The organism is Bacillus sp. TH13 (assembly GCF_016651175.1).
GTDB classification, from domain to species: Bacteria; Bacillota; Bacilli; order Bacillales; family Bacillaceae_G; genus Bacillus_A; species Bacillus_A thuringiensis_S.
Window position 1 is genome coordinate 257,971 of the sequence record NZ_JAEKEJ010000025.1, and the last position, 25,157, is coordinate 283,127.

The following is a 25,157-nucleotide window of genomic DNA, read 5'->3' on the forward strand; positions in this document are numbered from 1 at the left end:
TTACCAAACTACCTCTTAACTTTTCTACTACATAAGATTTAATAATTCTTCTTTATTATATCGTTTTAATTTCTATACGAACAAAAAACAATACTTATTCAAAGTATTGTTTTTTAATTCTATTCAATTACTTAATGTAGTTTTTTAAGATTTTAATTTAACTCTTTGTAATCGTAATGCATTTAATACAACGGATACAGAACTAAATGCCATCGCTGCTCCAGCAACCCAAGGGGCTAAGAAGCCTAATGCCGCAATTGGAATTCCTAACGCATTATAAGCTAATGCCCAGAATAAATTTTGTTTAATATTTCTTATCGTCATTTTACTCATAAAGATCGCATCAGCAATACTATTTAAGTCACCGCGGATTAACGTTATATCCGCTGCTTCCATCGCTACATCCGTTCCCGTTCCAATTGCCATACCAATGTTTGCTGTAGCAAGAGCAGGAGCATCATTTATCCCATCTCCAACCATCGCTACTTTCTTACCATTTCCTTGCAGTTTTTTCACTTCTTCTGCTTTTCCTTCTGGCAATACTTCTGCAATTACGTGATCAATACCAACTTGCTTTGCAATCGCCTGAGCAGTTTGTGTATTATCTCCTGTAATCATAACAATGTCTAGACCCATTTTCTTAAGCCTTGTGATAGCTGCTTTTGAAGTATCTTTTACAGTATCTGCAACGGCAACTATACCAGCATATTCTTTATCGATTGCAATGAGCATTGCTGTTTTTCCTTCTCGTTCTAGCGCTTCCATTGATTTTGAAACTTCTTCAATATCAATATTGAATTTCTTCATTAATCGACGTGTGCCAATTAATAATTGTTTTCCTTCTACAACTGATTCGATACCGAATCCTGGAATTGCTTCAAACATTTCTGAACTTGGGATATCAATTTTCTTTTCTTTAATGCCTTCTACAATCGCTTCTGCAAGTGGATGTTCAGAATTTCTTTCTGCTGCCCCTACTAATCTAAGCAGTTCATTTTCATTGAATCCATCTGCCACAATTACATCTGTTAACACCGGCTTCCCATTTGTCACTGTACCCGTTTTATCTAAAATAACCGTATCTAACCAGTGCGTTGCTTCTAAATGCTCTCCACCTTTAAATAAAATACCATACTCAGCCGATCTTCCTGATCCTGCCATAATAGATGTAGGCGTTGCAAGACCTAATGCACATGGACATGCGATAACAAGTACGGCTATCATTTTCTCAAGTGCTCCGCCAAAATCACCAGGTGTAACAAATATCATCCATACTGCAAATGTGATAATCGCAATCACAACTACAACCGGTACGAAAATACCTGAAATTTGATCTGCTACCCTTTGAATAGGAGCTTTTGAACCTTGTGCCTCTTCTACTACTTTAATAATTTGAGCTAATGCAGTATCTCTGCCTACTTTAGTTGCTTTCACTTTTAAAAAACCATTTTTATTCATTGTCGAACCTATTACTACATCCCCAATTGACTTATCAACAGGAATACTTTCACCCGTTAACATCGATTCATCAATCGCTGACTTACCTTCTACAATCTCACCATCTACTGGTATTTTTTCACCAGGCTTTACATAGACGATATCACCAGCTACTACTTCTTCAATCAAAATTTTTATTTCTGTTCCATCTCGCACTACTGTAGCTGTCTTCGCTTGTAAACCCATCAATTTTTTAATCGCTTCTGATGAGCGCCCTTTTGCTTTCGCTTCAAATAATTTACCTAAAATAATTAATGTAATAAGTACCGCACTCGTTTCAAAATATAAATCTGTCATATGTTCCGAAGAACCAATAGATTGAATACTTAAATATACACTATAGAAATAAGCGGCAGACGTTCCAAGCGCCACGAGAACATCCATATTAGCACTTTTATTACGTAACGCTTTATAAGCCCCAACATAAAACTGTCCACCAATGATAAATTGAACAGGAGTTGCAAGTGCTAGTTGCACCCAAGGGTTCATTAACATATCTGGTAAATAAATAAACGACGTAAATGAGAAATGACTAACCATTGCCCATAATAATGGGAAAGATAAAATAAACGAAATAATAAACTTCTTCTTTTGTCTTTCAATTTCTTGTAATCGATGATCAGTTGATGCATCTTGATCATCTGGTTTCACTTCTAATTTATATCCTAGCTTCGTAATCGCGCTCTTCATTTCATTTACATTAACTTCATCAGGATTAAAGTCTACTGTGGCTGATTCTAAAGCAAAATTTACTGTCGCCTTGTTCACACCATCTAACTTATTTAAACGCTTTTCAACTCTATTTGCACATGCTGCACATGTCATTCCTGAAACAGTAAATTCAGCTTTATCACTTACAATTCCATATCCTAATGATTCAACTTTTTCTTTAAATTGTTGCGGATTTGTTTTAGTTGGATCGTACATTATTTTTGTTTTTTCAAGCGCAAAATTTACATTTGCCTCATGAACACCTTCTACTCTTTTTAGACCTTTTTCAATTCTATTTGCACATGCCGCACATGTCATTCCTGATATTTGAAGATTGGCCTCTTTTTTTTCATCCATGTCTCTCACCTCTATATACCCTTATGAGGTATAATTATTAGCAAAATAAATCGTACTCCATTTAAAGTACGATTTATTTCCATATCTAAAAATAATTATTGAACATCGTATCCTTGATCTTCGATTACAGCAACGATATCTTTTAATGTTACAGCAGACGAGTCGATAGTAACTTCAACAGTTCCTTCTGCTAATTGAACCTTCACTTGTTCAACACCGTTTAGCTCTTTCACACTGCTTTCGATAGCATTTACACAATGTCCACAAGACATACCTTCAACTTGTAATGTTAACTGTTCCATTTAAAATCCTCCTCTTGTTTATTCATTGTTTGTTAATCACAATTACATCTTACCATACCCCCTAAGGTAATCAATGGTTTTATATCATGATTTTTCAATTATTTTCTAAAAGTTTATTTTACACACACTTTTTCACTACAATACACCAAAATCCAATATAAGGGTAAACAAAAAAACAAGCCAGTTAAATACTAGCTTGTTTTTACGCTTTTGAAAAACGTTCAAATACTGTCATTAATTCTTCAATTGCTTCGTCACCATTTCCATTTTTAATAGCTCCTGAAACACAATGACTCGTATGATTTTTGAGAACGCCCATTCCTACTTTTTTCATCGCTGCATTAATCGCTGAAATTTGCACTAAAATATCTACGCAATAACGATCATTTTCAATCATGTTTTGAATACCGCGAACCTGTCCTTCAATTCTCTTTAATCTATTTATAATCTGTTCTTTTTCTTTTTCTGATCTATGTGTTACTGCTTCATGCTCTTTATGATCCATATTATCACCTTCTTAAAGTTTCTCTTCATCCAATAAAACAATTGTTTTTATGAGTATACCAATTATAGCATTAAATATCTACGCATGATACCCCATAAGAGTATATTTACACTTTATGATTATTCTTAACAACTCATTAGCTTCTTAATCTCAATTTTCAGTATACCCTTTCCTTTTTGTCAAAAAAATCATGATATCTCTCATCAAAATTCAATAAAGTGAAACAAGAATAAGCGGGGATTACCCGCCCCCGCTTATTCTTCGTCTATAATGTTTAAATTTTAATTTTCAGATATTTAATTCGAGAATTTTTTCTCTCCATATATAATTATTGCTGATCACATACTTTTGTATCATTCACTACTGAAGTTCCTTCAACGGTTACCGTATGAAAACAGTCATTTACTCGAACTGTCACAACATTATCTTGCCGATCAATGATATGATATTCATTAAAATTTTTATTTAGAGCACTGCGAATTTGTTCTCCTTCATAAATTGGGATGCCATGCGATAGAACCCAAATAAGTCCAGCGATAGCAAGAATAGTTTTCATACGATCTACCTCCTTGGGAATATAGTGAACTTTTAATCCATGCTTTTTCAGCTCTAAGAATCATGATTGGAATAAACCAAGCCTTTTTGGAAATAAGTTCATTTCGTCTATTTTATGTTTATGCTAATTGTGACCGATTTGTGACAACTTTTTGTCTCTTTAGACGAAAAGTTGAAACAAAACTTTCAAAAAGGACAATTCTACATATTAAAAAAGGTTATGGAATGTTTCATCCATAACCTTTTTAAGCTCAATTCTACAACTCATCCACCGTACTTCATGTGATCTTTGTAGACTTGTTTTATTTTCATTCAGTGGCATCAAAGCAAAACTTCGAAAATACTTCCCACACAAGTTCATTTCTGCTACTTACCCCAGTCTTTTCAAAAATGGATTTTAAATGATCTTGTACCGTGTATATAGATATACAAAGTTCTTCGGCTAATTCCTTTGTCGACATACCTGTAAGAATTTTACGTATTACTTGCTTCTCACGCATTGTAAAACTATAAGCTTTCATAGCTAATTTATTAACTATCATGAAGGAATGTGGCTTTACTCAAATGACTCGCTTTTTCACTAGTTTTTTAATTGATGGATACGTTGCCTTTAAACAATAAGGAAAAAAAGGTAAGCAATTGCTTACCTTCTTTCCTATACGTAACTAATAAACCTCAACCCTTTACTTAAAGACGTCGGCACAACAGATGCATGATTCTCCCCTTCAGCTTCATAAAACTTAAATTTAAGTTTATCGTGGGTTACTTGGAGAAGGCGCTCTGATAATTCATTTGCACCTACAACCATATGCTCTCGTTCTAGTGACCCAACTGTAAGGAACACTCCTGTTTCAAACTTAGCATTGTTTAATTCATGTATAAGGTTCTCTTCTTTTTCAAGTACGGATTTATTATTCCACCATATAGATGGACTACTAATAAAATAATTTTGAAAAGCATTTAAGTTTGTAAATAGTATATGCAAAGCAAATAGTCCACCTAAAGAATGTCCAAATAACGTTTGCTTACTTTTATCAATCTCAAAATTCTTTTCAATTTGCGGCTTCAATTCTTCTTCAATAAAAGTAAAGAAATTATGTGCTCCTCCTGTTTTAGGCCACGGTTTACCGCCTGGTTTTAAAGGGGCATCTTTTGAAATTACGCTAGGCGTAAAATCATAGCATCTTTCTTCCCCTGAAAATGCGCCTTCAATTGGATAACCCACTCCTACTATAATAGCTGGTGAAACACCGGTTTTTTCCGATCTTACTGATTGTATTTTAACTGCTTCATGAAATGTTTGAAAAAAGGCATTGCCATCTAATACGTAAATGACAGGATATCCTGAATCCGGTGCTGGTTGCCTCGGCTTTGAAATATGAATTTGATATTCCTTACCTTCTAATTTTGAATACATTTTCCACTGCTCTGTATTAGATGTTATAATCTGCTGTTTTTCAATTGTAGTATTCACCCTATCCCCCCCTTTTAACTTGTTACATATATTTCGATTTTTTCTTCTTGAGATACAACGCTATCGTAACCGAAACAAACAGGAGCCCCATTATACGGATCAATCATGACACGCGCATCAATATGAAATACTTCTTTTAACACTTCATTTGTAATGATTTCTTCTGGGCTACCAGTTGTAACAATTTCGCCTTCCTTCATTGCAATAATTTCATCTGAAAACCTTGATGCATGGTTAATATCATGTAATACCATAACAACCGTACAATTATGTTCTTTATTTAACTTCTCCACAATTTGTAATACATCTAATTGATGAGACATATCAAGGTATGTAGTTGGCTCATCTAATAGCAACACTTCTGTCTCTTGTGCTAATGCCATCGCTAGCCATACCTTTTGTCTTTGACCGCCTGATAAATTTGCAATTTGTCTCGTTCGAAATTCAGAAGTTTTCGTTATATCTAATGCCCAATCAATCATTTCTTTATCTTTTGTCGTTAACTTATTTACGTTATTGCGATGTGGATAGCGTCCATAAGAAATTAATTCTTCCACTTTAAGTTCACCTGGTGCAATTGGAGTTTGCGGGAGTAAAGCTAACCGCTTCGCAATTTCTTTCGTTGGAATTGTATATAAATCTTGCCCTTGCAAATATACTTTTCCACTTTTTTGTTTTAAAATTCTTCCCATTGTTTTTAACAATGTCGATTTACCGCAACCGTTTGGGCCTATAATTGTCGTTACTTTTCCTTCTTGTATTTCCACATTTAAATCGCGAAACACTGTAAGCTTTTCATAACTTGTTTCTAAATTTTTTGCACTTAAAATACTCACTTTTATTCCTCCTCTTACGCTTTCGCCATATAAAGTAAATATAAGAAATACGGTACACCGACAATAGAAATAACGATTCCAACAGGTAGCTCTACAGGTGTGAAAACTGTTTTCGCAATAAAGTCTGAAGCAATTACAAGAAACATTCCGATTACGCCGCACGTAGGAATTATATACTTATGTTGAATACCGACAAGCCTTTTCGCTATATGCGGTGCCATTAAGCCAATAAAACCGATACTCCCTGAAACAGCAACACATGCGCTCACAAGCCCGATACTACTTAATAGTAAAATCGATTTCTCTCTTTCTACTGAAACACCTAAACTTGTAATACTCGTTTCTTCCAATTGAAATAAATCTAATAAATAAGCTTTCTTTTGTATAAGCGGAATTAAGATAATAAGCCATGGTAACATAGCCACAATATACTTCCAGTTCGCACTATATATGCTTCCAGACACCCACACTGCGGCCATTTCAAAATCAGTTGACTTCATTTTGAGTGATAAGTACATAGAAAAGGCTCCAAATCCTGATCCAATTGCAATCCCTGTTAATAAAAGTCGCTGCGAATCTAATTTACCGTTTTTCCAAGAAAACAGATAAATGATGATAGCTGCACCTAATCCGCCTACTAAACCAAACATTGGCATCATCATAATAGAAACCCAGTCTGTGCTTTTTAATTGTCCTTGAAAGAAAAACATAAAAATGACGATCGCTGTTCCTGCTCCTGCATTTACGCCTAAAATACCTGGGTCTGCCAATCCATTTCTCGTAATCCCTTGAATAACAGCACCTGCAACGCCGAGGCCTAATCCTACTAACCCAGCAATTACGATGCGTGGAAGACGAAAATCAAAGATAACTAGATCATGTTCTGGTACTGGATCAATTCTAAAAAGTGTTTTAAATACATCCGTAATCGTAATATCAAACGTACCGTTCGTTAAACTAATATAAATAGCAACAAAAATTAAAAATATAATAATCCCCATCGTCATTCCGAAACGTTGACTTGAACTTTTAAGCATGTCTCTCTCCTCCTCTAGTACGGATTAAATAAAGGAAGAAAGGAATTCCAATTAAGGAGGTAACGACTCCAATAGGTGTTTCAAATGGATAGTTTACAAATCTACTCAAAACGTCACATAACGCTAAGAAAACGCCACCAATAACACCTGCACATGGCAAAATCCACTTATAATCTACCCCAATTATAAAGCGGGTAATGTGCGGAATAATTAAACCTACAAAACCAACTTTCCCCACTAAAGCAACTGCTGTTCCTGTTAAAAAGATAACTGATAAAATTGCCATCGCTTTAACTAGTTTTGTACGCTGCCCTAAATTAATAGAAACCTCTTCGCCTAATGAAAGAATGGTAATAGATTTTGATATTAACAGTGCTAAAATTATTCCAATTATCCCAAACGGTATCGTGATTTGAATGATATTAGGATCTACTTGATCTAACTTTGCATTAAACCAAAAACTAACATTTTGAGAAATTTGAAAATACGAAGCCATTGCAGCCGATACACTGCTTAAAAATGTTCCAATAACTGTTCCTATAATCGCTAACCTAACTGGTGATAAGCCATTTTGAAGGAGCGAACCAAAACCAAACACGATACCGGCTCCTAGTGCAGAACCAATCATTGAACATAAAACCATACCAATTGATGACATTCCCGGAAGAAAAATCATGCTAAGTGTAATAACAAAGGCAGCGCCATCCGTCACACCCATAATAGAAGGGGATGCAAGATAGTTTCTTGTCATCCCCTGCATAAGTGCTCCTGATATGGCTAGAAATGCTCCGACTAAAAGAGCTGCAACTACCCTTGGTAAACGTGAAGTAATAATAATATTATGATTTACATCGCTTGAATCAAAATGAAATAATGCGTTCCACACTGTTTCAGCGTCAATACTTTTTGCCCCATACAAAATCGAAAGTATAACTGTAAATAAGATGAGTATGGGTGCTATACATAATATAGTTACTGGTACTGCATTTGTTTTCTGCATATCATTCAACGCACCTTACTTATTGTATTATTTAGATAAATCTTTCACTGCTTCTTTTAAGAATGCTGTTTTACTCCAAGCTGTACCACCTTGTGCCATTGGGTCTACAACATTTACAAATACTTTCTTTTCCTTCGCAGCGTTCATACTTTGCCAAATTGGATTATTTTCAATGTCTTCTAGCACTTTCGGTTTATTATTTTCACTTGCCTCGTATTGTAAGAAGATATAATCAGGATTAACTTCAGCTAATTTTTCTAAAGAAATTTTTTCTTGTGCTTTTACCGTTTTAAGTTGTTCTGGAGCAGTTAGTCCAAGATCTTTATAAATTACGGGGTTAAAGTATACTCCTTCTGGGTATAGGAATAAGTCATTTGCTCTTAGTCTAATGACAAGTACTTTTTTATCTTTTAACTTATCTCCTAGTTTTGCTTTTGCTTTTTCAGCGTCCGAATTGTAGTCTTTAATAATTTTTTCTGCTTTATCTTTTTTACCAGTTAATTCTCCCATTAACTTTAAGTTATCTTCCCAATTTGTTGAAACGTGTGATACCGGGAATGTAGGAGCTACTTTCGTAAACTTTTCAGCTGTTTCTGCTGGGAATTTCGTACTTGATGTAATAACGTCTGGTTTTAATTGAAGTAATGTTTCGAAATTTGGTTCCATTTTCTCACCAACAGATTTCGCACCTTCTAAATCTTTCTCAAGATACTTCGGTAATTTACCACCCACAGTAATGGCACCAACTGGTTTAATTCCAAGTACTGCCGCATCTTCCATTGACTCTAAACTAGCTGTCGCAATTTTATCTACTTTTGCTGGCACTGTATATTCTTTACCTAAATATGTAATTTTTCGCTTTTCATCTTTTTTCGTTTCCGTAGCTTTTGTCTGTTGTTTTTGCTCGCCTGAAGTTTTATCCGCACTATTACATGCCGCTAAACCTACACTTAAAACTGTAACCATTCCTAAAGTAAATAATTTCTTGTTCATCTTTATATGTCTCCTCTCGAATTTTCAAACTATATTCTCAATAAAATTTAACTATATGAATCTTGTCCCATATATATATTTCATTAGATTAATAATTTTATCCAGAACTCATTCTCGTTCACTTCCCCTAGACTATAATTCTTTTACACCTTTATCACTTGATAATCCTTTTCACTGATAATGATTATCGTTACTAAGTATATATTTAATATGAAATTATTTCAAGAATGATTTGAAAAATTTTAACAAACTGAATAAAAAAGAAGTATCCACCTAATATTAGAGAGATACTTCTTTTTTTAGAAATTTATATATAATTCAACTGGACAATGGTCTGATCCCATTACTTCACTATTAATTTTCACTTCTGTTATTTGGTCTTTCATTCTTTCCGAAACAACAAAATAATCTAAACGCCATCCAATATTTTTTGCTCTCGCTCCCATCCGATACGACCACCACGAATATGCACCTTCTTGATTAGGATAAAGATAACGATACGTATCAACAAATCCTTCTTCTAAAATACATGTAAATTTCTTTCGTTCCTCATCAGAGAATCCAGGGTTTTTACGATTACTTTTTGGATTTTTCAAATCGATTTCTTTATGAGCAACATTTAAGTCTCCACAAAAAATAACTGTTTTTTTCTCATCTAATCGTTTGATATAGGACCTGAAATCATCTTCCCATTTCATTCTGTAATCTAATCGTTCTAATCCACGTTTTGAATTTGGTGTATATAACGTTATCATGTAAAAATCTTCGAATTCTAAAGTAATAAGTCGCCCTTCTTGATCATGCTCTTCAATGCCTAAACCATATGTAACTGAAAGCGGTTCTTTTTTCGAAAAAATAGCCGTTCCTGAATATCCTTTTTTCACAGCATAATTCCAGTATGTATAATATCCCTCTAGATTTAAATCAATTTGCCCTTCTTGTAATTTAATCTCTTGTAGACAAAATATATCAGCACTTGATTCCTCAAGATATTCCAAAAATCCACCTTTTGCGATAACTGCTCGCAAACCATTTACATTCCATGAAATTAACTTCACTTTTAGCCCTCCTCTTGATGTTTATTTCCAAATTTCATGCTATCAAAAAATAGAAAAACAATCATATTTTCACCTTTGTAATCTTGCTCTTACATTTATGAATACATACATACGCACTTTATTCAGGTTATACTAATTTCAGAGGTGATGTTCTTTGCACAACGAAAGAGTTACATTAACAAATGAGTATTGGCAAGCAATTATTCATAATGATTCTTCCTATGATAGCAAATTCTTTTATGCTGTGAAATCAACTGGAATCTTTTGCAGGCCATCATGCAAATCAAGAATACCGAATAGAAACAATGTACGAATTTTTCATCATGTAGAACAAGCATTAAGTGAAAACTTTCGCCCGTGCAAACGTTGTAAGCCAAACGGGATCACTTTACCTAATGAAGAGTGGGTAGAACAAATTAAAGACTATATCGAAAAGCATTATGACGAATCCTTAACTCTCGACATGCTTGCGGAAATGTGTCACGGTAGCCCTTTTCATTTACAGCGTACTTTCAAAAGAATAATAGGGCTAACTCCTATAGAATATATACAACAATTCAGGGTTCTTAAAGCAACCGAATACCTTTTACACACAAATCAATCTATTAAAGAAATTAGTGCTGCTGTCGGGATAGAAAACCCAGAGTATTTCGCAACTTTATTTAAAAAGAAAACCGGATTTACTCCTACTGAATATCGAAAAAAGAACGAAATGAAAGAGGGATACGATAATGAATTCCTACAAAAATAATTATATATATTGGACGCTACTTACACATAAAAATTGGCGATTTCATATTGCTGCAACTGAAAATGGACTATGTTTCATTGGATCACAAGAAGAAAACTTTGAAGAATTAAATATATGGGCTAGAAAAAAACTGCCCCAACATATATTGATCCATAGTCCAGATTACTTGCAAATATATACGAAAGAAATTATCGAGTATTTAGAAAACAAGCGAGAAACTTTTACATTCCCTATCGATGCTTATGGAACTAATTTTCAATTATCTGTTTGGAATACGGTACGTGAAATTCCTTATGGAGAGACATATTCTTATACAGAAATTGCTGAAAGAATTCAAAAACCTAAAGCTGTGCGCGCCGTTGCTTCCGCTATTGCTGCTAACCCTCTTCTTATTACAATTCCTTGTCACCGCGTTATTGGGAAGAATGGGAAACTAACCGGATTTAGGGGTGGATTAGAAATGAAGAAAAAATTGCTTGCATTAGAAGAGGTGCAGGTGGAATTCATATGACAGCAGAATATAATAGCGCATTATCTGTAGCAGTTCCGAAAGAATTTTGTTTCCAAGAAAATTTACGTTATCTATTACGTTCTAACAATGAATGTATGTTCCATATTGAAGACAACAAAATTTATAAAGTTATCCCTGTGCAAGATGTAAATCCTTTAGTTGAAATTAGTTTGAATACTGATGGCAATGTTCAAATACGTTTTTTAGGAGAGTTATATACTCATGAAAGATGGGTAAGCGATGCTGTAGCTAACTATGTAAAAGAATGGTTTGATTTAACTACTGATTTAGCCCCTTTTTATACATTAGCTAAACATGATTTACTCCTTCAAGGACCAATTGAACAATATTATGGCCTTCGTAATTTAGGTATTCCAGACTTATTTGAGGCACTTTCCTGGGGAATTATCGGTCAACAAATTAACCTAACATATGCTTATACACTAAAAAGAAGATTAGTTGAGCAATTTGGAAGTTATGTAGAATGGGACGGTAGAAAACATTGGATATTCCCATCACCTGAAACAATTGCAAATCTACATATAGAAGATCTCCAACAATTAAAAATGACGACTAGAAAATGTGAATATTTAATCGGTATTGCGAAGCTTATTACAGAGAGAAAACTATCAAAAGAGGATTTACTGCAAACACAAGATGTAAAGGTTGCTGAGAAACAATTAACTGCTATCCATGGTATAGGACCATGGACTGCCAACTATGTTTTAATGCGTTGTTTAAGATTTCCTTCAGCTTTTCCAATTGATGATGTTGGTCTCCATAATGCAATTAAATTTATAACAGGATCCGAAAATAAACCGACTAAAAATGAAATAAAAGATTTTGCGGCAAACTGGGCTAATTGGGAATCTTATGCGACTTTTTATTTGTGGCGAGTACTATATTAAAAGAACCAAGTAGCACATTCGTACTACTTGGTTCTTTTTTAAGCTTGCTCCTCAAAACGTCTTGCAATTTCTACAATAACTTGAACAGCTTTTTCCATAGTATCTACCGAAACATACTCAAATTTACCGTGATAGTTTTCACCACCAGTGAAAATATTCGGCGTCGGTAATCCCATATATGATAATTGTGATCCATCTGTTCCTCCGCGAATCGGATGAATATTTGGTTCAATGTCTAAACTTTTCATTGCTTCATATGCAATATCAACAATTTCTCTTACCGGTTCAATTTTTTCAAGCATGTTATAGTATTGATCATTCATTTCTAAAACGACTGCATCTTTCCCATACTTCTCTTGCATTTGTTTCACAATATTTTCAATGGTATTTTTACGTGTTTCAAAATTTTCACGATCAAAATCTCGAATAATATAATATACTTTACTTTGCTCAACATCACCATTTAAAGAGAGTAAATGGTAGAACCCTTCGTATCCTTCAGTATACTCTGGTGCCTCTTCTACTGGTAAATACCCGTTAAACTCCATAGCCAGTTTAGTTGCATTGCGCATTTTATTTTTCGCTGTTCCAGGATGTGTATTCGTTCCGTTAAACGTTAACTTAGCACCTGCAGCATTAAAACTTTCATACTCTAAACCACCTAATGGACCTCCATCCATCGTATAAGCAAATGATGCACCAAACGCCTCTACATCAAAATGCGCTGGCCCACGACCAATTTCTTCATCTGGTGTAAATGCTACTCTTATTTTCCCGTGCTTAATTTGCGGATTATGTATTAAATGGTTCATTGCAACCATAATTTCTGTAAGACCAGCTTTATCATCTGCTCCTAGAAGTGTTGTACCATCAGTTGTAATAATGGTATGTCCTTTATATGATGGTAATTCTGGGAACTGCTCTGGTGTTAACACAACATTTAGCTCTTCATTTAACGTAATTGCATTACCATCAAAATTTTCATGAATTTGTGGTTTGACGTTTTTCCCCGTAAAGTCTGTTGCCGTATCTAAATGAGCTAAAAATCCGATCACAGGAACATCCTTGTCCGTATTAGCTGGAAGTGTTGCCATTACATAGCCATTATCATCCATCGTTACTTCTGCTAACCCAATTTCTTTTAGCTCTTCCACTAATAACTTACCAAACTCAATTTGTCCTGGTGTTGTTGGTACTGTATGGCTTTCTTCATTTGATTGCGTATCAATTTTCACATATCTCGTAAATCTTTCAATAAGTTCTTGCTTCAAGTTCATTCACTCCCTTTTATGTTTCTCTCTCCATTATAATCCTTAAAAAGAAATATTTTAACTTTTTTGACTGTGAAGATGTATATTTCATTTACATTGTTAACCTTTTTAAACGAATGATAAAAAGACATAATATTTGTACATTAAAACCGTAACAGGTAACATACATAATTATAAAATATGGGAGGTTTTAAAGATGAGGTTAACTCTCTTTCGCTATTTTCTTTTTTTCTTAGGATTAATTTTCTTTGGCCTTGGAAATGCTCTTGCAGTCAAAGTAAAATTTCTAGGCTTGCACCCTTGGGAAGTTTTAAATATGGCTCTCTACCAAAAGTTTGGATGGAGCATTGGTACGTGGAGTGTCATATGTGGGTTATGTCTCGTTCTAATATCTTTACTAGTAGATCGAAAATATATAAATGTGGGTACATTTTTGAATGCACTACTTATCGGTCCCATTATGGACTTTTTCTTACAATCAAACATGCTTCCAGACGCTAGTAATTATTTATGGATAAACTTACTCATTTTATTTTCTGGTATTGCCATTACAGGTATCGGGGGAGGGATGTACGTTGCGGCTGGGGTTGGCGCTGGACCCCGTGATGGATTCATGCTTACTATTTCCGACAAAACAGGACTTTCTATTAGCCGTGCTAGAATCATAGTAGAATGTATTGTACTAGTTATTGGATTTATGCTAGGAGGTCCTGTTTTCATCGTAACTTTTCTGTACACCTTTATTCAAAGTCCAATCTTTCAGCAATCATTTAAGATGTTTCAAACACTTTTACATACTTTACATAACAAAAAGAAAATTAGTGAACATATTTAAAGTACAGCTTAATACAAATAAATTCACCCTATTTACGACTCTCACCGCAAATAGGGTGTTTCTGTTTTTATCTCGCAATTTAAGAATATATACTACTCATTCACAATAAAAGTATATACATCATCATGAATACAGCCATTTACTTTAATCACATACTTCCCAGGTTTATTAAAACTAATTGTGTATTTATTTAACTGAATTGCTTCTTTATCTCCAGAAAGAATATCAATGCTTCTGCCACTTAATACATACAATTCATTTAGGTTCATTGTTACATCAATTGTATTGAAATTTTCCACTTTCACTTGCTGTGCTTCCGCAACGCTTACACTTGGTTCTAAAAACAGTAGCCCACTTAATCCAATCGTACCTGCTAAAGCTACTCCCACAAACTTTTTAATCTTTTTCATCACAATGTCCTCCTTATAAATTTTGTGTAAAGGCGATTTTCTCCTTTACACCACAAAGCCTATATGTAATGAAATGAAAAGTAAACGGGGACAGTAAGACAAAATTCTACATCTTTTTCACGTATTGAATATAAATCCAACGTTTGGAGTTTTGACACATTTAAAATTGTTTCCCCAAACCAATTCCCCCATAATTTATTCAAATACTGAATAATTACTTATTGATTTAACATTCTAAAAATAGTTGATAAAGATGCTTTCTATTCAAACAAAAAAGACTTTGCTATAAAAGTAGCTTTTACAACAAAATCCATGCAACTAATTTTATTCCGCTTTCCATAATCTCTCTACATTCATTAATTGTTCTTCTTTAAACTCCATCTTATATATATCCGGTTTTGACGTATTCATTAAAAATTCAAAACCATATTGTTTATCAAAATAGTTCATCATTAATGTCATGACAAGCCCATGTGTACCAATTACAATTTTGCGTCCTTGAAAATCTATTAAGATTTCTTTTAATACCTTCACTACTCTTCTCTGGCAATCTGCATATGACTCTCCTTCCGTTCGTGCAAAGTCCGGATTAGAGAACATCTTCTGTACAAGTGGATACACCTCTTTGTCTGATATAACCTGATCCTCACTTGAAAACATACACTCTTTAAGATTTTCATATATTACTATTTCTTTTTCATGGAAATTAGCTGACTCCTCTATCGTTAACATAGCCCGATTATAGGGACTGGAAATAAAAGTATCAATTCTCTCCGCTTTTAATATATCAGTTACTCTACGGGCATCCATATGTCCCTTCTCAGTTAACCCGCGCATTCTTTCATTTCCTTCTAGTTTTGGTGATTCACCATGTCTAACCATATAAATATATGTGCTCATAATTTCTCCTTAAAATTGTTTATTAGTTAATAAATCACGTTCATTTATCCCATTTCAACACTTAAGCGTAATACTAAAATACTTTATAAAACGTGCTGATTTGTTCGTCTAATCCATTCTCCTACTAAACTTTCAAATAATTCAGGCTGTTCAATCTGCAAATTATGCCCTGCCATATCTAACACTGCTAATGTTGCCCTTGGATATTCTTCAATAATTTCTATAATATTTTGATAACCTACTGCTATATCTTGTCTTCCAGTCAGTAAAAGAACGGGTTTTTCATATTTTTCACGCTGAAAATCCATAGTAAGAGAGTAATTCTTTTGCAACCTTTCAATAAATTCATAATTAGCAACATCTAACCCAGGCTTAATTTCTTCTTTAAATCGCGTATATGTATATTGATTTGCTATTACAGCTAACTCACAAAATCCCTCTCTTTCCGTGGAAGTAAGCGTATTTAAAAATTCCTCATCTTGTACAATTACCTGTTTATCTGGAAGAATCCTTTTTTCTGGCTCCGCTACAACAACAGGACATACTAATAGTAATCCGCTAACTCTCTCAAACATCTTTGTAAGTATACCTTTGGCTAAATAGCCTCCATATGATTCTCCTACCAATAAAAATTTTTCAGTAGAAATGATTTCCTCAATAAATGTGATAAGCACCTCTACTATACGATCTGAACTATTTATCCAATTTGGAGCATTCGATTTTCCCATACCAGGTAAATCAATATATATTCGCTTATAACCTTCATATTTCTGAAATACTGATTCCATACATTTCATCATTAACCTATGGTCAGGGGAGCAGCCATGTATGATAATGACCGGTTTACCCTCTCCCACAATTTCATAGTATATTTCTGCATCTTTAATTCGATATATCATAAAAAAACCTCCCTATTTAGTGGCAATACTATCTACTCTGTAAGAATACACGTTCTTATTTTACATCCTTTCTCAACATTTTCAGATTAAAAAATAAAAAGCTCACCTAAAAAAGATCCTCATCATTTTATATGCAATTTTGCATCTCCACTTACAAATCAATAAAAAAACTTTACAATTCAAAGGATGACTAAATATACAATTTCTATTTAAAGTCTTGATACAGTCTATACTATCAACTGTAATATTTTTTCAACTTTAAGAATACTTACACTCTTTAACACTTTCCTTATAAACATGATTTTTATAAGGAAATCTGATACAATTCTTAAATAATATTATTATGTATAGATATAACGAACATAGTGCATAATTAAAGAAGGTGATTTCATTGAAATTAAATAAAAATTTACAATTATGTATATTAATTGGGACGTTAATATGCTATTCAATCTATTTTATGTTTTTCTATCTGTTCCCTACTTATTTTTCAAATTCAGATGTACGCTTCGCTTCACTTATCGTTGAAGCCATTACATTTGTATCACTGATTTACTCTATATATTCTAAAAAAGTCAGTTCAAATCCATTTTGGATATGTATTACAATAGCAATTGGTAGTTTTTTATTAGGGAAAATAGTATATACATATCAGGATAGCTTCTTCGAAATTCCAATAGATCGTTTTACTATTTCTGATGTATTTTACATGTTTTTTCTACTTTTCTGTCTTATCGCTTTCTGCTATAAAATTTTAAAGGAATGCAATAAATGGGAAAAAGCATTCTTTATTTGTGATATATGCATAGTGCTTACTTCCATATTTACATTAGAATGGTATTTATTTAATCAGCCAAATTTAAATATATTCGCTCTTTCACTAGGAGATGTTTTCCTTTCATTTTTATACCCAATTGCAGATTTATTATTTCTACTGCTAGGTGTTAGTCTCTTTTTCCGTCCAACAATTTTTAATTCCAAACGGAAAATTTATATCTTTATTTTTGTATTAATAAGTTCTGCAACTTTTAACTATATTTATTTTTACTTAAATAACCATTTATCAACTGAAACGATAACATTATTACGTCTTTTATATAGAATACCTATATTACTTATTGCAATAGCTGGCTCTATTTCAGAAGATCATAATAGCCATAAAAATTATTTCATTGTAAACCCTATAATAGGAAAAAAAGCTTTAGTTGTATTTCCCTATCTTGCTGTTGCAATACTAATCGGGTTTACATTAAAAGAACAAACATCATCTTCAACTCTCATTACAGGAAATTGTATTACTTTTATTTTCGTACTCATTCGTCATTCTATCGTACGTATGCAAAACAATTCCTTAACAAAACGTTTGCAGGCATTTAATGCCCAACTTGAAGAAAAAGTTACTTTACGGACTTCTGATTTAGTTCATAAATCAGAGGCTCTTTCTCAAAAACAACAAAAATTCAAATCATTATATGAATATCATCCTGACCCTATTTTCACCATTGATTTAAATGGAATATTCTTAAATGTAAATAAGGCTGGGAGTGTACTACTTGGAGCACCAACAGATGAGTTACTCGGTGAAACTTGTTTTTCGATTATTTTAGATGAAGATAAGCATAAGCTAGCATTGGCATTAGAGAAAGTGAAACAACAAGAATCGGCATCCTTACAACTTAGTTCTCAATATAAAGATGGCTTTACTTATTTTTTATACGTTACAATCATTCCTATTATAATAGACGGACAAATTTCAGGAAGCTATATTATGGTGAAAGATATTACTGCACTAAAAAAACAGCAAGAAGAAATAAAATATTTAGCGTTCCATGACACTGTAACGAAAATTGGGAACCGCGCCTTTTTCCATAAGAAATTAAAGAGAGTTATAAAAAATACTAAAATAACAGAAAGCGAGTTTGCCTTATTATATTTAGATTTAGATCGCTTTAAAGCAATTAACGATACACTTGGACATTCGTCAGGAGATTACATATTAGAAGAAGTAGCAAAGCGATTCCAATCATGTCTTCCATCACATACTCATCTTTCAAGAATCGGTGGCGATGAATTTACAATCATAATTGAAAACTATACTGACGAAGATTACTTATTCCAATTATGCAACCAATTATTTGAATGCATGAAAAAATCATTCATCATACATGAGCATAAATTAACTTTATCACTGAGTATCGGCATCGCTATTTATCCACATTCCGGAATCGATACCGCTACACTTCTGAAAAACGCTAATGTTGCAATGTATGATGCAAAAGCAAAAGAGCTTAATTCTGTCTCTATTTATGACGATGTAATCGCTAAAAAAATTGAAAGACGATTACGATTAGAAAAAGATTTACCAAACGCACTACAAAATGAAGAATTGTTCCTTTTGTATCAACCTCAAGTTGATAGTAAATCTAATAAAATTATCGGTGCAGAAGCTTTAATTAGGTGGAATCATCCTGAATTAGGTATTATTTCTCCATACGAGTTTATTCCGATTGCAGAAGAAACACTACAAATTATTTCAATAGGAAAATGGACATTAGAGCAGGCTTGTAAGCAAATGAAACGTTGGCACGCACTCGGATATTCACATTTAAAAATAGGTGTAAATTTATCTGCTAAAGAATTTGAACAAGAGGATTTTGTAAAATCTATTTCTTCTACTTTAACAAATACAGGTTTACCAGCAAGCTCTCTTGATCTTGAATTAACAGAGCGAATTGCGATGATGGATGAACGAGAAACATTGATAAAACTGCGTACACTAAAAAGTTTAGGGATTCACATTTCAATCGACGACTTTGGTACAGGTTATTCTTCGCTAGCCTACTTACCTTTATATCCAATTGATACGTTAAAAATCCCGAGAGAATTTATTACAATGTCTGAAACATGTGATGATGGAATGGAAATTATTAAAACGATTATCACATTAGCAAATACACTAGGAATGTCTGTCATTGCTGAAGGTGTAGAAACGAAAGAGCACGTAAATTTCCTTCAAAAAAATAAATGTCAGTTTATTCAAGGTTATTATTACAGTAAACCTATTCATATTAATGCATTTACTGAGCTATTAGAAAACGGCATTCACCCATAGTACAAGCTAATTAGAATAAATAATAATGAATTGGAACAAATATAGTAAAAAGGAAAGAAGATACCTTCTTTCCTTTTTACTATATTTCTATTACTTCACCACTTCATTTATTATATCTATTAATTGATGAATCCCCTCATCATTTGTTTTCTTATACCCATTCATGTTTTGAATATATTTCTCCTTATTTGTATACAACTTATTTACTGCATGTATAAATGTATTCGTACTTACTCTGTCTTGGAGTATAACTTCCGCATATCCTTGCCGTGAAAAATATTCAGCATTTAAAACTTGATCTCCCCTACTGGAACTGTTAGTTAACGGGATAAGCAACATCGGTTTCTTCAAAAATAACAATTCAGAAATAGCAGTAGAACCCGCTCTGGAAACTACAACACTTGCCATATTTAGTATATGCGGCAACTCGTCGCCTATATATTCAAATTGCATATACCCCTCCATGCCAATAGATGGGTCTACCTTCCCTTTACCACATATATGAATAATATTAAAGTTTAATAGTATTGTATCTAAACATTTCCTTACCATATCATTTATCCACTTAGCACCCTGACTCCCACCCATAATTAATAATACTGGTTTATCTTGCTGAAATTCACAATATCTTCTTCCTCGTAATACGTTACCCTTCTCAATTTCTTCCCTTACAATCGGTCCTACATAAACCTTCTTCTCATTACTTACATTTTCTCCTGTCTGAGGAAATGTTGTGCATAGCTTTGTAGCAAAAGGTAATGCTATTTTATTGGCAAGTCCTAATGTGCTATCTGGTTCACGTATAATTATAGGCACACGATTTAACCATGCTCCTATAGCTACAGGAACTGAAACAAATCCTCCTGCTGAAAAGATAACGTCAGGCTTTGTTTTCTTAATTAATTTATAACTTTGTAAACAACCGCTTATAATTTTAAAAGGATCTTTAAAATTCTCCCAATCCCAATATCTCCTAAGCTTGCCCGTTGAAACACTATTGTATTTAACATTTTGCACTAATGATTTTTCAATTCCATTTTTGGATCCAATATACTCGACTCTCCATCCTTGCTCTATAAATTTAGGAATTAATACAATATTAATCATAACGTGTCCGGCTGTACCGCCCCCAGTAAAAAGAATCGTTTTGCTCATAACTTATACCCACCTTTATTATTAAAAATCTAGCTTTATATTTACCTTTTAAATGTAAATAAACTTATTATTTTTTATATAAATCTTTAACTCCACCTCTATATCTTGTAAAAGATCTTTAATGAGTTCATAAAAATCATTTCCATACTCACTACACTCATATTGAGCAAAGATTTGAATCACATACCTAGTTTCGGTCTCTAATGCTGAATTTATTCGATTAACCCTTTTTTCTTCTACATACGCTTGATATTTATGTATTGCCTCATAAAGACGCAATACATGCGCTTCTTCATCTCTCCAGTCCAGCGTATCAACAATTGAAAGAAATAGCGTATTTTGATTATCTATTACTTCATAACCATTCATATATTTCTTACACCCTTTTTTGCTTTTCATTGAATGCAGATGTCACTACACTTCGCATACTCAAGTACATCTTTTAATGATTGATGAAATTCAATTTCTGGGATCCAACCTAACCTTTTTATTTCCTCTATTGCTAAACTCTCATTTGAGTCGCTCCCACTTTTCTCTGTTTCCTCTATAAAAAAATTTAGCTGTGTTAATTTTTTATATTGTTCTAGTACATCTAATAAAGATCGTTTTACTCCTGATCCGATATTATATTGTTTTCCATTTATTCCATCTCGTAATAACACATGATACGCTTTAACCGCATCACGTACATCTAGAAAATCTCTACTATCTTTTAAACTGTTTACTTCAATAATGGCTTTACTTCTACCTGATTCTATATCTATCATTTTCTTTGCGAGAATCGAACAAATGCCATTCGATTCCCCTGGACCAATTAAGTTTGAGGGCTTTGCAATGATAATATTTGAATCCATTAATCCTCCCCAAGCCTCTGCAATAATGACTTGCATCGTTTTACTTAAACTATATGGATTTGAAATTTTTATTTCGTTCATACTATCTGCTTGCAAAGCAGATCCTATAACTAATGTTCTACAATGCGAGGCTTCTTGCTTAATTGCTTCTAATAAATATAACGTTCCTATTACATTAATCTCTATATACTCAAGAGCAGCTGTCCAAGATTCTATAACCGAATTCCTTCCTGCTAAATGCAATACGTAGTCTGGCTTTATTTGTTTCATTACCTTCATTACTTCGCTCTTATTAGTTAAATTACAAGTAATACCATTTCTAATTTTTTCTCTATGTGCACGATTTTGAAACATAGGAATTACATAAAAGCCCTGCTCTAAAAAATATTGGCAAGCATGGCGTCCTGTGAAACCATTTGCACCAGTTATTAAAAGGCTCGCATTTTTTTTCATCGCAAAAACCCTCCTTTTAATAGCATTTGTTTCACCTCATGTTTTGCAAGCAAGTCTTGTTGAGAACTAAAACTCTTCACATCCACTAGCGGATAGCTAGAATAATATTCTTGAAGTCCTTCTATAGGAATAGTCGGTAGTACCACAAAATAATTTTGATCAAAACTTATACTTGTTTTACTCTCTACCTCAGATAGAAGCATTTCACTTAATTTTTCACCCGGTCTTATCCCTACCTTTTTTACCTTAATGTTTTCTTTTTCCGAATCTTCAATTAATATTTCCGCTAAATCTGTTATTTTACATGCCGGCATTTTCATAACAAAGATTTCCCCGCCTCTACCTTGATATACGGCTTTAAATAACATTCCAACAGCATCTTCAACTGTTAAGAAAAATCTAGTCATATTCGCATCGGTAATCCCTACTTGTGAAGATTTTTTAATTTGTTGTTTAAAAAGCGGTACTACACTTCCACTCGTCCCTAAAACATTTCCACCACGAACACAAATGAATTTTGTTTTCTTCGTTTGTATATTCGCATGAACCATTAATTTTTCACCAATTGCTTTTGTCATCCCATACGTATTTGATGGATCAGCTGCTTTATCCGTTGAAACATATATAACTTTTTCAACTTGCATCTGTATAGAGGCTTCAATTACATTTTGCGTACCATGTATGTTAGTTTTTATAGCTTCATAAGGATAATACTCACATACTGGAACGTGTTTTAAAGCTGCAAGATGGAATACATAATGTACACCTTGGCAAGCATAGACTAGTTGATCTTTATCACGAATATCTCCAATTATAAATTTTAACCTATCATCATTTATAAACTGTTGCTGCATTTCAAACTGAACCGTTTCATTTCTTGAAAAAATTCTAATTTCTTTCGGTGATTTTTCTAATAGTTGTTTTATAAGTTCATGCCCCCACGAACCTGTACCACCAGTAATTAAAATTATTTTATTTAACATTCCTTTTCCTCCTACCAAACATCTCAATTTAAATAGTATTTATTGAATTATTTTCAATTGATTCAAATCATAATCGTAGTTTGTTACATTTAATTGACAAAATAAAAAAACAGAAACTATTAAACATAGTTTCTCAGAGTGTTGGGAAACCCTTTAGGGTTCCCCACACTCTGGAATCATTTTGATTTTAGCGAATAAAAACAACATAAAATAATAGAGTTTCAAAAAAATAGCCCTCCACCAGACCTTTTTTGGTCAGATGGAGGGCTATTTTTTTCATGTTTTGACAAGTTGCGGTGAGATAAGCCTGCATTTGGACAGACTTCAGCCCCCGAAATCGAGCATATCGATAGCCATGTAGTTCTTTGGCATCCGCAAAGCTTCGCTCTATAGTTGAACAGCGTACTTTGTACAACTTTTTCCCTGTAACTGTTAGTTTGTTTTTTCTAGCGATATCCTTATATTTCTCCCATATATGATGAGTGATAACTTTTTGTTTTTGTTTCTTTGAAAAACATACCTCACGTAGCGGACAAACAGCGCAGTCTTCTGGGTTGGATTTATAGTGACGATATCCTTCACGATCCGTTGTCGCATACTCTAAAATACACCCCATCGGACAAGCAAATGCATTCATTTCTTCTACATATTTAAATTGGCTTTTTGGTACTTCTTTATTTCGTTTTCCAAATCGGCGATACCCCATCACCATAAATATATTTCTCTCCGATAATTTCTTACAGATATACCCTGTAAAATAGCCTGCATCAAGAGCTACAGCTTCCACTTTAAATCCGAATTTATCAATTTGAGCTTGTAGACGCGCTAAATATGGCTCGGAATCTGCCATATTTCCAGCCGTTACATAAGTATCTGTAATAATATTGTACTTCGCATCAGTCGTACGATGGTCTAAGAAATGAAAACCGTTCGGTTTTCCATCTCTCATTAAAAATCCACTATCTGGATCCGTAGTACTTATACGAGTTTTTTTAGTGGGAGTATCACTTTCCTTTCTGGGTTTTAATTCTTTTTTCGTGTACCTCACGATCTTCAATTACCGCAGCTTCTAGTTCATCTATATAAAACTTTGCCTTTTCTTTTTTATATTTATGTACAAACTTATTTTTATTAGCATTGGCCTTAATGTGCGTAGAATCTGTCATCAGCGCACGTCCTCCCACCATCCGGTGCTCTGTCGCTTGCCTCACGATCTCATCAAAAATTTCTTCGAAAATATTTGTATGAATAAAGCGAGTACGACGATTCCAACTGATTGTAGAATGATCTGGAATAGTATCTGATAGAGAAAACCCTAAAAACCAACGGTAGGCGATATTCGTTTTAATCTCTTTTTCCAATTGACGCTCCGAACGAATACCGTAAAAATATCCAATAAACATCATTTTAAATAAAACGATAGGATGGATTGAAGGACGTCCATTGTTTTCACAGTAATAAGGGCGTAACTTCTCTTCAATAAAATCAAAACTAATTGTCGCTTCGATCGCACGAAGGAAATGATCTTGTGGAACCAACTCTTCTACAGAAACAGATACACGTTCATCACGATGATTTTTTAAAGCACCCATCATAAAAAATCTCTCCTTTACCTCTTTTTATCAGTGTTGACACATAAAAAGAGGTTCAGACACAAAAACAGGCTGTTGAGAAGACTTTCTCCACAGCCTGAGAAACTATTAAACATAGTTTCTGTTTTTCATTTCACCTCACAACAGTAAGATTTTTTATACTGTTTGCATGATAAATAAATTCCTTGTAAAAAAACA

At 33.5% G+C, this 25,157-nt stretch carries 24 protein-coding genes and 2 pseudogenes; 6 read left to right on the top strand and 20 right to left on the bottom strand.

Annotated features, from left to right (window positions below; genetic code table 11):
- Positions 1–144: 144 nt before the first annotated feature.
- The 5 genes and pseudogenes from JFU02_RS09560 to JFU02_RS09580 form a co-directional block, all read right to left on the bottom strand.
- Positions 145–2,565 (bottom strand): heavy metal translocating P-type ATPase, encoded by a 2,421-nt coding sequence (locus tag JFU02_RS09560; protein WP_098318163.1) that lies wholly within the window; start codon positions 2,563–2,565, stop codon positions 145–147.
- 95 nt (positions 2,566–2,660) lie between these two features.
- On the bottom strand, positions 2,661–2,867 hold the full coding sequence (gene copZ, locus JFU02_RS09565) for a copper chaperone CopZ (protein ID WP_000436973.1): 207 nt from the start codon (positions 2,865–2,867) through the stop codon (positions 2,661–2,663).
- Positions 2,868–3,069: 202 nt separating this feature from the next.
- Positions 3,070–3,372, bottom strand: coding sequence for a metal-sensing transcriptional repressor (locus tag JFU02_RS09570; protein ID WP_000349637.1), 303 nt, complete (start codon positions 3,370–3,372; stop codon positions 3,070–3,072).
- A gap of 328 nt (positions 3,373–3,700) precedes the next feature.
- Positions 3,701–3,928 carry a hypothetical protein gene (locus tag JFU02_RS09575; RefSeq protein WP_000849103.1) on the bottom strand — a complete coding sequence of 76 codons (228 nt, stop codon included), beginning with the start codon at positions 3,926–3,928 and terminating at the stop codon, positions 3,701–3,703.
- A gap of 307 nt (positions 3,929–4,235) precedes the next feature.
- Positions 4,236–4,454, bottom strand: a pseudogene (locus JFU02_RS09580) (helix-turn-helix transcriptional regulator); the annotation flags it as partial.
- On the opposite strand from JFU02_RS09580, the pseudogene JFU02_RS09585 reads away from it, so the two are divergent.
- Positions 4,453–4,548: pseudogene (locus tag JFU02_RS09585) on the top strand (class I SAM-dependent methyltransferase); the annotation flags it as partial. The pseudogenes JFU02_RS09580 and JFU02_RS09585 overlap by 2 nt on opposite strands.
- A 34-nt stretch (positions 4,549–4,582) precedes the next feature.
- Here the strand turns inward: JFU02_RS09585 and JFU02_RS09590 are convergent.
- The 6 genes from JFU02_RS09590 to JFU02_RS09615 form a co-directional block, all read right to left on the bottom strand.
- Positions 4,583–5,401: an alpha/beta hydrolase gene (locus tag JFU02_RS09590; protein WP_098318164.1), complete on the bottom strand. Its 819-nt coding sequence runs from the start codon at positions 5,399–5,401 to the stop codon at positions 4,583–4,585.
- A gap of 14 nt (positions 5,402–5,415) precedes the next feature.
- Entirely contained in the window at positions 5,416–6,237 is an 822-nt protein-coding gene (locus JFU02_RS09595) for an ABC transporter ATP-binding protein (protein ID WP_098535870.1), read from the bottom strand.
- A 14-nt stretch (positions 6,238–6,251) separates the two neighbouring features.
- Positions 6,252–7,274: a FecCD family ABC transporter permease gene (locus JFU02_RS09600; protein ID WP_000920437.1), complete on the bottom strand. Its 1,023-nt coding sequence runs from the start codon at positions 7,272–7,274 to the stop codon at positions 6,252–6,254.
- On the bottom strand, positions 7,267–8,274 hold the full coding sequence (locus tag JFU02_RS09605) for a FecCD family ABC transporter permease (protein WP_201070846.1): 1,008 nt from the start codon (positions 8,272–8,274) through the stop codon (positions 7,267–7,269). The genes JFU02_RS09600 and JFU02_RS09605 overlap by 8 nt, the downstream gene beginning before the upstream one ends.
- Before the next feature lie 27 nt (positions 8,275–8,301).
- Positions 8,302–9,267 carry an iron-hydroxamate ABC transporter substrate-binding protein gene (locus tag JFU02_RS09610; RefSeq protein ID WP_001035497.1) on the bottom strand — a complete coding sequence of 322 codons (966 nt, stop codon included), beginning with the start codon at positions 9,265–9,267 and terminating at the stop codon, positions 8,302–8,304.
- A gap of 299 nt (positions 9,268–9,566) precedes the next feature.
- Positions 9,567–10,325 carry an exodeoxyribonuclease III gene (locus tag JFU02_RS09615; RefSeq protein ID WP_201070848.1) on the bottom strand — a complete coding sequence of 253 codons (759 nt, stop codon included), beginning with the start codon at positions 10,323–10,325 and terminating at the stop codon, positions 9,567–9,569.
- A 154-nt stretch (positions 10,326–10,479) separates the two neighbouring features.
- Between JFU02_RS09615 and JFU02_RS09620 the strand changes: the two genes are divergently transcribed.
- From JFU02_RS09620 to JFU02_RS09630, 3 genes are read left to right on the top strand one after another with little or no spacing between them, the layout of a single operon-like run.
- A complete protein-coding gene (locus tag JFU02_RS09620) occupies positions 10,480–11,076 on the top strand; it encodes a bifunctional transcriptional activator/DNA repair enzyme AdaA (RefSeq protein ID WP_201070851.1) in 597 nt (198 codons plus the stop codon).
- The gene (locus tag JFU02_RS09625) at positions 11,057–11,587 is read left to right on the top strand and encodes a methylated-DNA--[protein]-cysteine S-methyltransferase (RefSeq protein WP_001089846.1); all 531 of its coding nucleotides are present in this window, start codon (positions 11,057–11,059) and stop codon (positions 11,585–11,587) included. The genes JFU02_RS09620 and JFU02_RS09625 overlap by 20 nt, the downstream gene beginning before the upstream one ends.
- A complete protein-coding gene (locus JFU02_RS09630; protein WP_061666419.1) occupies positions 11,584–12,495 on the top strand; it encodes a DNA-3-methyladenine glycosylase family protein in 912 nt (303 codons plus the stop codon). Before JFU02_RS09625 ends, JFU02_RS09630 begins: the two co-directional genes overlap by 4 nt.
- A 38-nt stretch (positions 12,496–12,533) precedes the next feature.
- Here the strand turns inward: JFU02_RS09630 and pepT are convergent, their stop codons facing one another.
- On the bottom strand, positions 12,534–13,766 hold the full coding sequence (pepT, locus tag JFU02_RS09635) for a peptidase T (RefSeq protein ID WP_201070854.1): 1,233 nt from the start codon (positions 13,764–13,766) through the stop codon (positions 12,534–12,536).
- 196 nt (positions 13,767–13,962) lie between these two features.
- Between pepT and JFU02_RS09640 the strand changes: the two genes are divergently transcribed.
- Positions 13,963–14,601: a YczE/YyaS/YitT family protein gene (locus JFU02_RS09640; RefSeq protein WP_001241253.1), complete on the top strand. Its 639-nt coding sequence runs from the start codon at positions 13,963–13,965 to the stop codon at positions 14,599–14,601.
- 92 nt (positions 14,602–14,693) lie between these two features.
- Here JFU02_RS09640 and JFU02_RS09645 read toward each other — a convergent pair whose 3' ends face one another.
- The 3 genes from JFU02_RS09645 to JFU02_RS09655 form a co-directional block, all read right to left on the bottom strand.
- A complete protein-coding gene (locus tag JFU02_RS09645; RefSeq protein WP_000721347.1) occupies positions 14,694–15,011 on the bottom strand; it encodes a hypothetical protein in 318 nt (105 codons plus the stop codon).
- Between the two features lie 324 nt (positions 15,012–15,335).
- Positions 15,336–15,911 (bottom strand): histidine phosphatase family protein, encoded by a 576-nt coding sequence (locus JFU02_RS09650; RefSeq protein WP_000109171.1) that lies wholly within the window; start codon positions 15,909–15,911, stop codon positions 15,336–15,338.
- A gap of 83 nt (positions 15,912–15,994) precedes the next feature.
- Complete coding sequence (locus JFU02_RS09655) at positions 15,995–16,810, bottom strand: alpha/beta fold hydrolase (protein ID WP_061666418.1); 816 nt, start codon at positions 16,808–16,810, stop codon at positions 15,995–15,997.
- 391 nt (positions 16,811–17,201) lie between these two features.
- On the opposite strand from JFU02_RS09655, the gene JFU02_RS09660 reads away from it, so the two are divergent.
- The gene (locus JFU02_RS09660) at positions 17,202–19,922 is read left to right on the top strand and encodes a sensor domain-containing protein (RefSeq protein ID WP_000773569.1); all 2,721 of its coding nucleotides are present in this window, start codon (positions 17,202–17,204) and stop codon (positions 19,920–19,922) included.
- Positions 19,923–20,012: 90 nt separating this feature from the next.
- Here JFU02_RS09660 and JFU02_RS09665 read toward each other — a convergent pair whose 3' ends face one another.
- The 5 genes from JFU02_RS09665 to JFU02_RS09685 form a co-directional block, all read right to left on the bottom strand.
- The gene (locus tag JFU02_RS09665) at positions 20,013–21,077 is read right to left on the bottom strand and encodes an undecaprenyldiphospho-muramoylpentapeptide beta-N-acetylglucosaminyltransferase (protein WP_000047568.1); all 1,065 of its coding nucleotides are present in this window, start codon (positions 21,075–21,077) and stop codon (positions 20,013–20,015) included.
- Positions 21,078–21,125: 48 nt separating this feature from the next.
- Positions 21,126–21,476 (bottom strand): DUF6572 domain-containing protein, encoded by a 351-nt coding sequence (locus tag JFU02_RS09670; protein ID WP_080546863.1) that lies wholly within the window; start codon positions 21,474–21,476, stop codon positions 21,126–21,128.
- Positions 21,473–22,384: an SDR family oxidoreductase gene (locus JFU02_RS09675; RefSeq protein ID WP_061666417.1), complete on the bottom strand. Its 912-nt coding sequence runs from the start codon at positions 22,382–22,384 to the stop codon at positions 21,473–21,475. The genes JFU02_RS09670 and JFU02_RS09675 overlap by 4 nt, the downstream gene beginning before the upstream one ends.
- Positions 22,381–23,367, bottom strand: a complete 987-nt coding sequence (locus tag JFU02_RS09680) for a UDP-N-acetylglucosamine 4,6-dehydratase family protein (protein ID WP_061666416.1) — start codon at positions 23,365–23,367, stop codon at positions 22,381–22,383. Before JFU02_RS09680 ends, JFU02_RS09675 begins: the two co-directional genes overlap by 4 nt.
- A 187-nt stretch (positions 23,368–23,554) precedes the next feature.
- A protein-coding gene (locus JFU02_RS09685) for an IS1182 family transposase (protein ID WP_201070550.1) occupies positions 23,555–24,962 on the bottom strand; the annotation gives its coding sequence in 2 pieces (ribosomal slippage) (positions 23,555–24,404 and positions 24,403–24,962; 1,410 coding nt in all).
- Positions 24,963–25,157: the final 195 nt, after the last annotated feature.

Bases quoted from the DNA above. Each gene is read 5' to 3' on its own strand.
- JFU02_RS09560 (WP_098318163.1), bottom strand. From the start codon at position 2,565: ATGGATGAAAAAAAAGAGGCCAATCTTCAAATATCAGGAATGACATGT.
- copZ (WP_000436973.1), bottom strand. From the start codon at position 2,867: ATGGAACAGTTAACATTACAAGTTGAAGGTATGTCTTGTGGACATTGT.
- JFU02_RS09570 (WP_000349637.1), bottom strand. From the start codon at position 3,372: ATGGATCATAAAGAGCATGAAGCAGTAACACATAGATCAGAAAAAGAA.
- JFU02_RS09575 (WP_000849103.1), bottom strand. From the start codon at position 3,928: ATGAAAACTATTCTTGCTATCGCTGGACTTATTTGGGTTCTATCGCAT.
- JFU02_RS09600 (WP_000920437.1), bottom strand. From the start codon at position 7,274: ATGCTTAAAAGTTCAAGTCAACGTTTCGGAATGACGATGGGGATTATT.
- JFU02_RS09605 (WP_201070846.1), bottom strand. From the start codon at position 8,274: ATGCAGAAAACAAATGCAGTACCAGTAACTATATTATGTATAGCACCC.
- JFU02_RS09610 (WP_001035497.1), bottom strand. From the start codon at position 9,267: ATGAACAAGAAATTATTTACTTTAGGAATGGTTACAGTTTTAAGTGTA.
- JFU02_RS09625 (WP_001089846.1), top strand. From the start codon at position 11,057: ATGAATTCCTACAAAAATAATTATATATATTGGACGCTACTTACACAT.
- JFU02_RS09630 (WP_061666419.1), top strand. From the start codon at position 11,584: ATGACAGCAGAATATAATAGCGCATTATCTGTAGCAGTTCCGAAAGAA.
- JFU02_RS09640 (WP_001241253.1), top strand. From the start codon at position 13,963: ATGAGGTTAACTCTCTTTCGCTATTTTCTTTTTTTCTTAGGATTAATT.
- JFU02_RS09645 (WP_000721347.1), bottom strand. From the start codon at position 15,011: ATGAAAAAGATTAAAAAGTTTGTGGGAGTAGCTTTAGCAGGTACGATT.
- JFU02_RS09650 (WP_000109171.1), bottom strand. From the start codon at position 15,911: ATGAGCACATATATTTATATGGTTAGACATGGTGAATCACCAAAACTA.
- JFU02_RS09655 (WP_061666418.1), bottom strand. From the start codon at position 16,810: ATGATATATCGAATTAAAGATGCAGAAATATACTATGAAATTGTGGGA.
- JFU02_RS09665 (WP_000047568.1), bottom strand. From the start codon at position 21,077: ATGAGCAAAACGATTCTTTTTACTGGGGGCGGTACAGCCGGACACGTT.
- JFU02_RS09670 (WP_080546863.1), bottom strand. From the start codon at position 21,476: ATGAAAAGCAAAAAAGGGTGTAAGAAATATATGAATGGTTATGAAGTA.
- JFU02_RS09675 (WP_061666417.1), bottom strand. From the start codon at position 22,384: ATGAAAAAAAATGCGAGCCTTTTAATAACTGGTGCAAATGGTTTCACA.
- JFU02_RS09680 (WP_061666416.1), bottom strand. From the start codon at position 23,367: ATGTTAAATAAAATAATTTTAATTACTGGTGGTACAGGTTCGTGGGGG.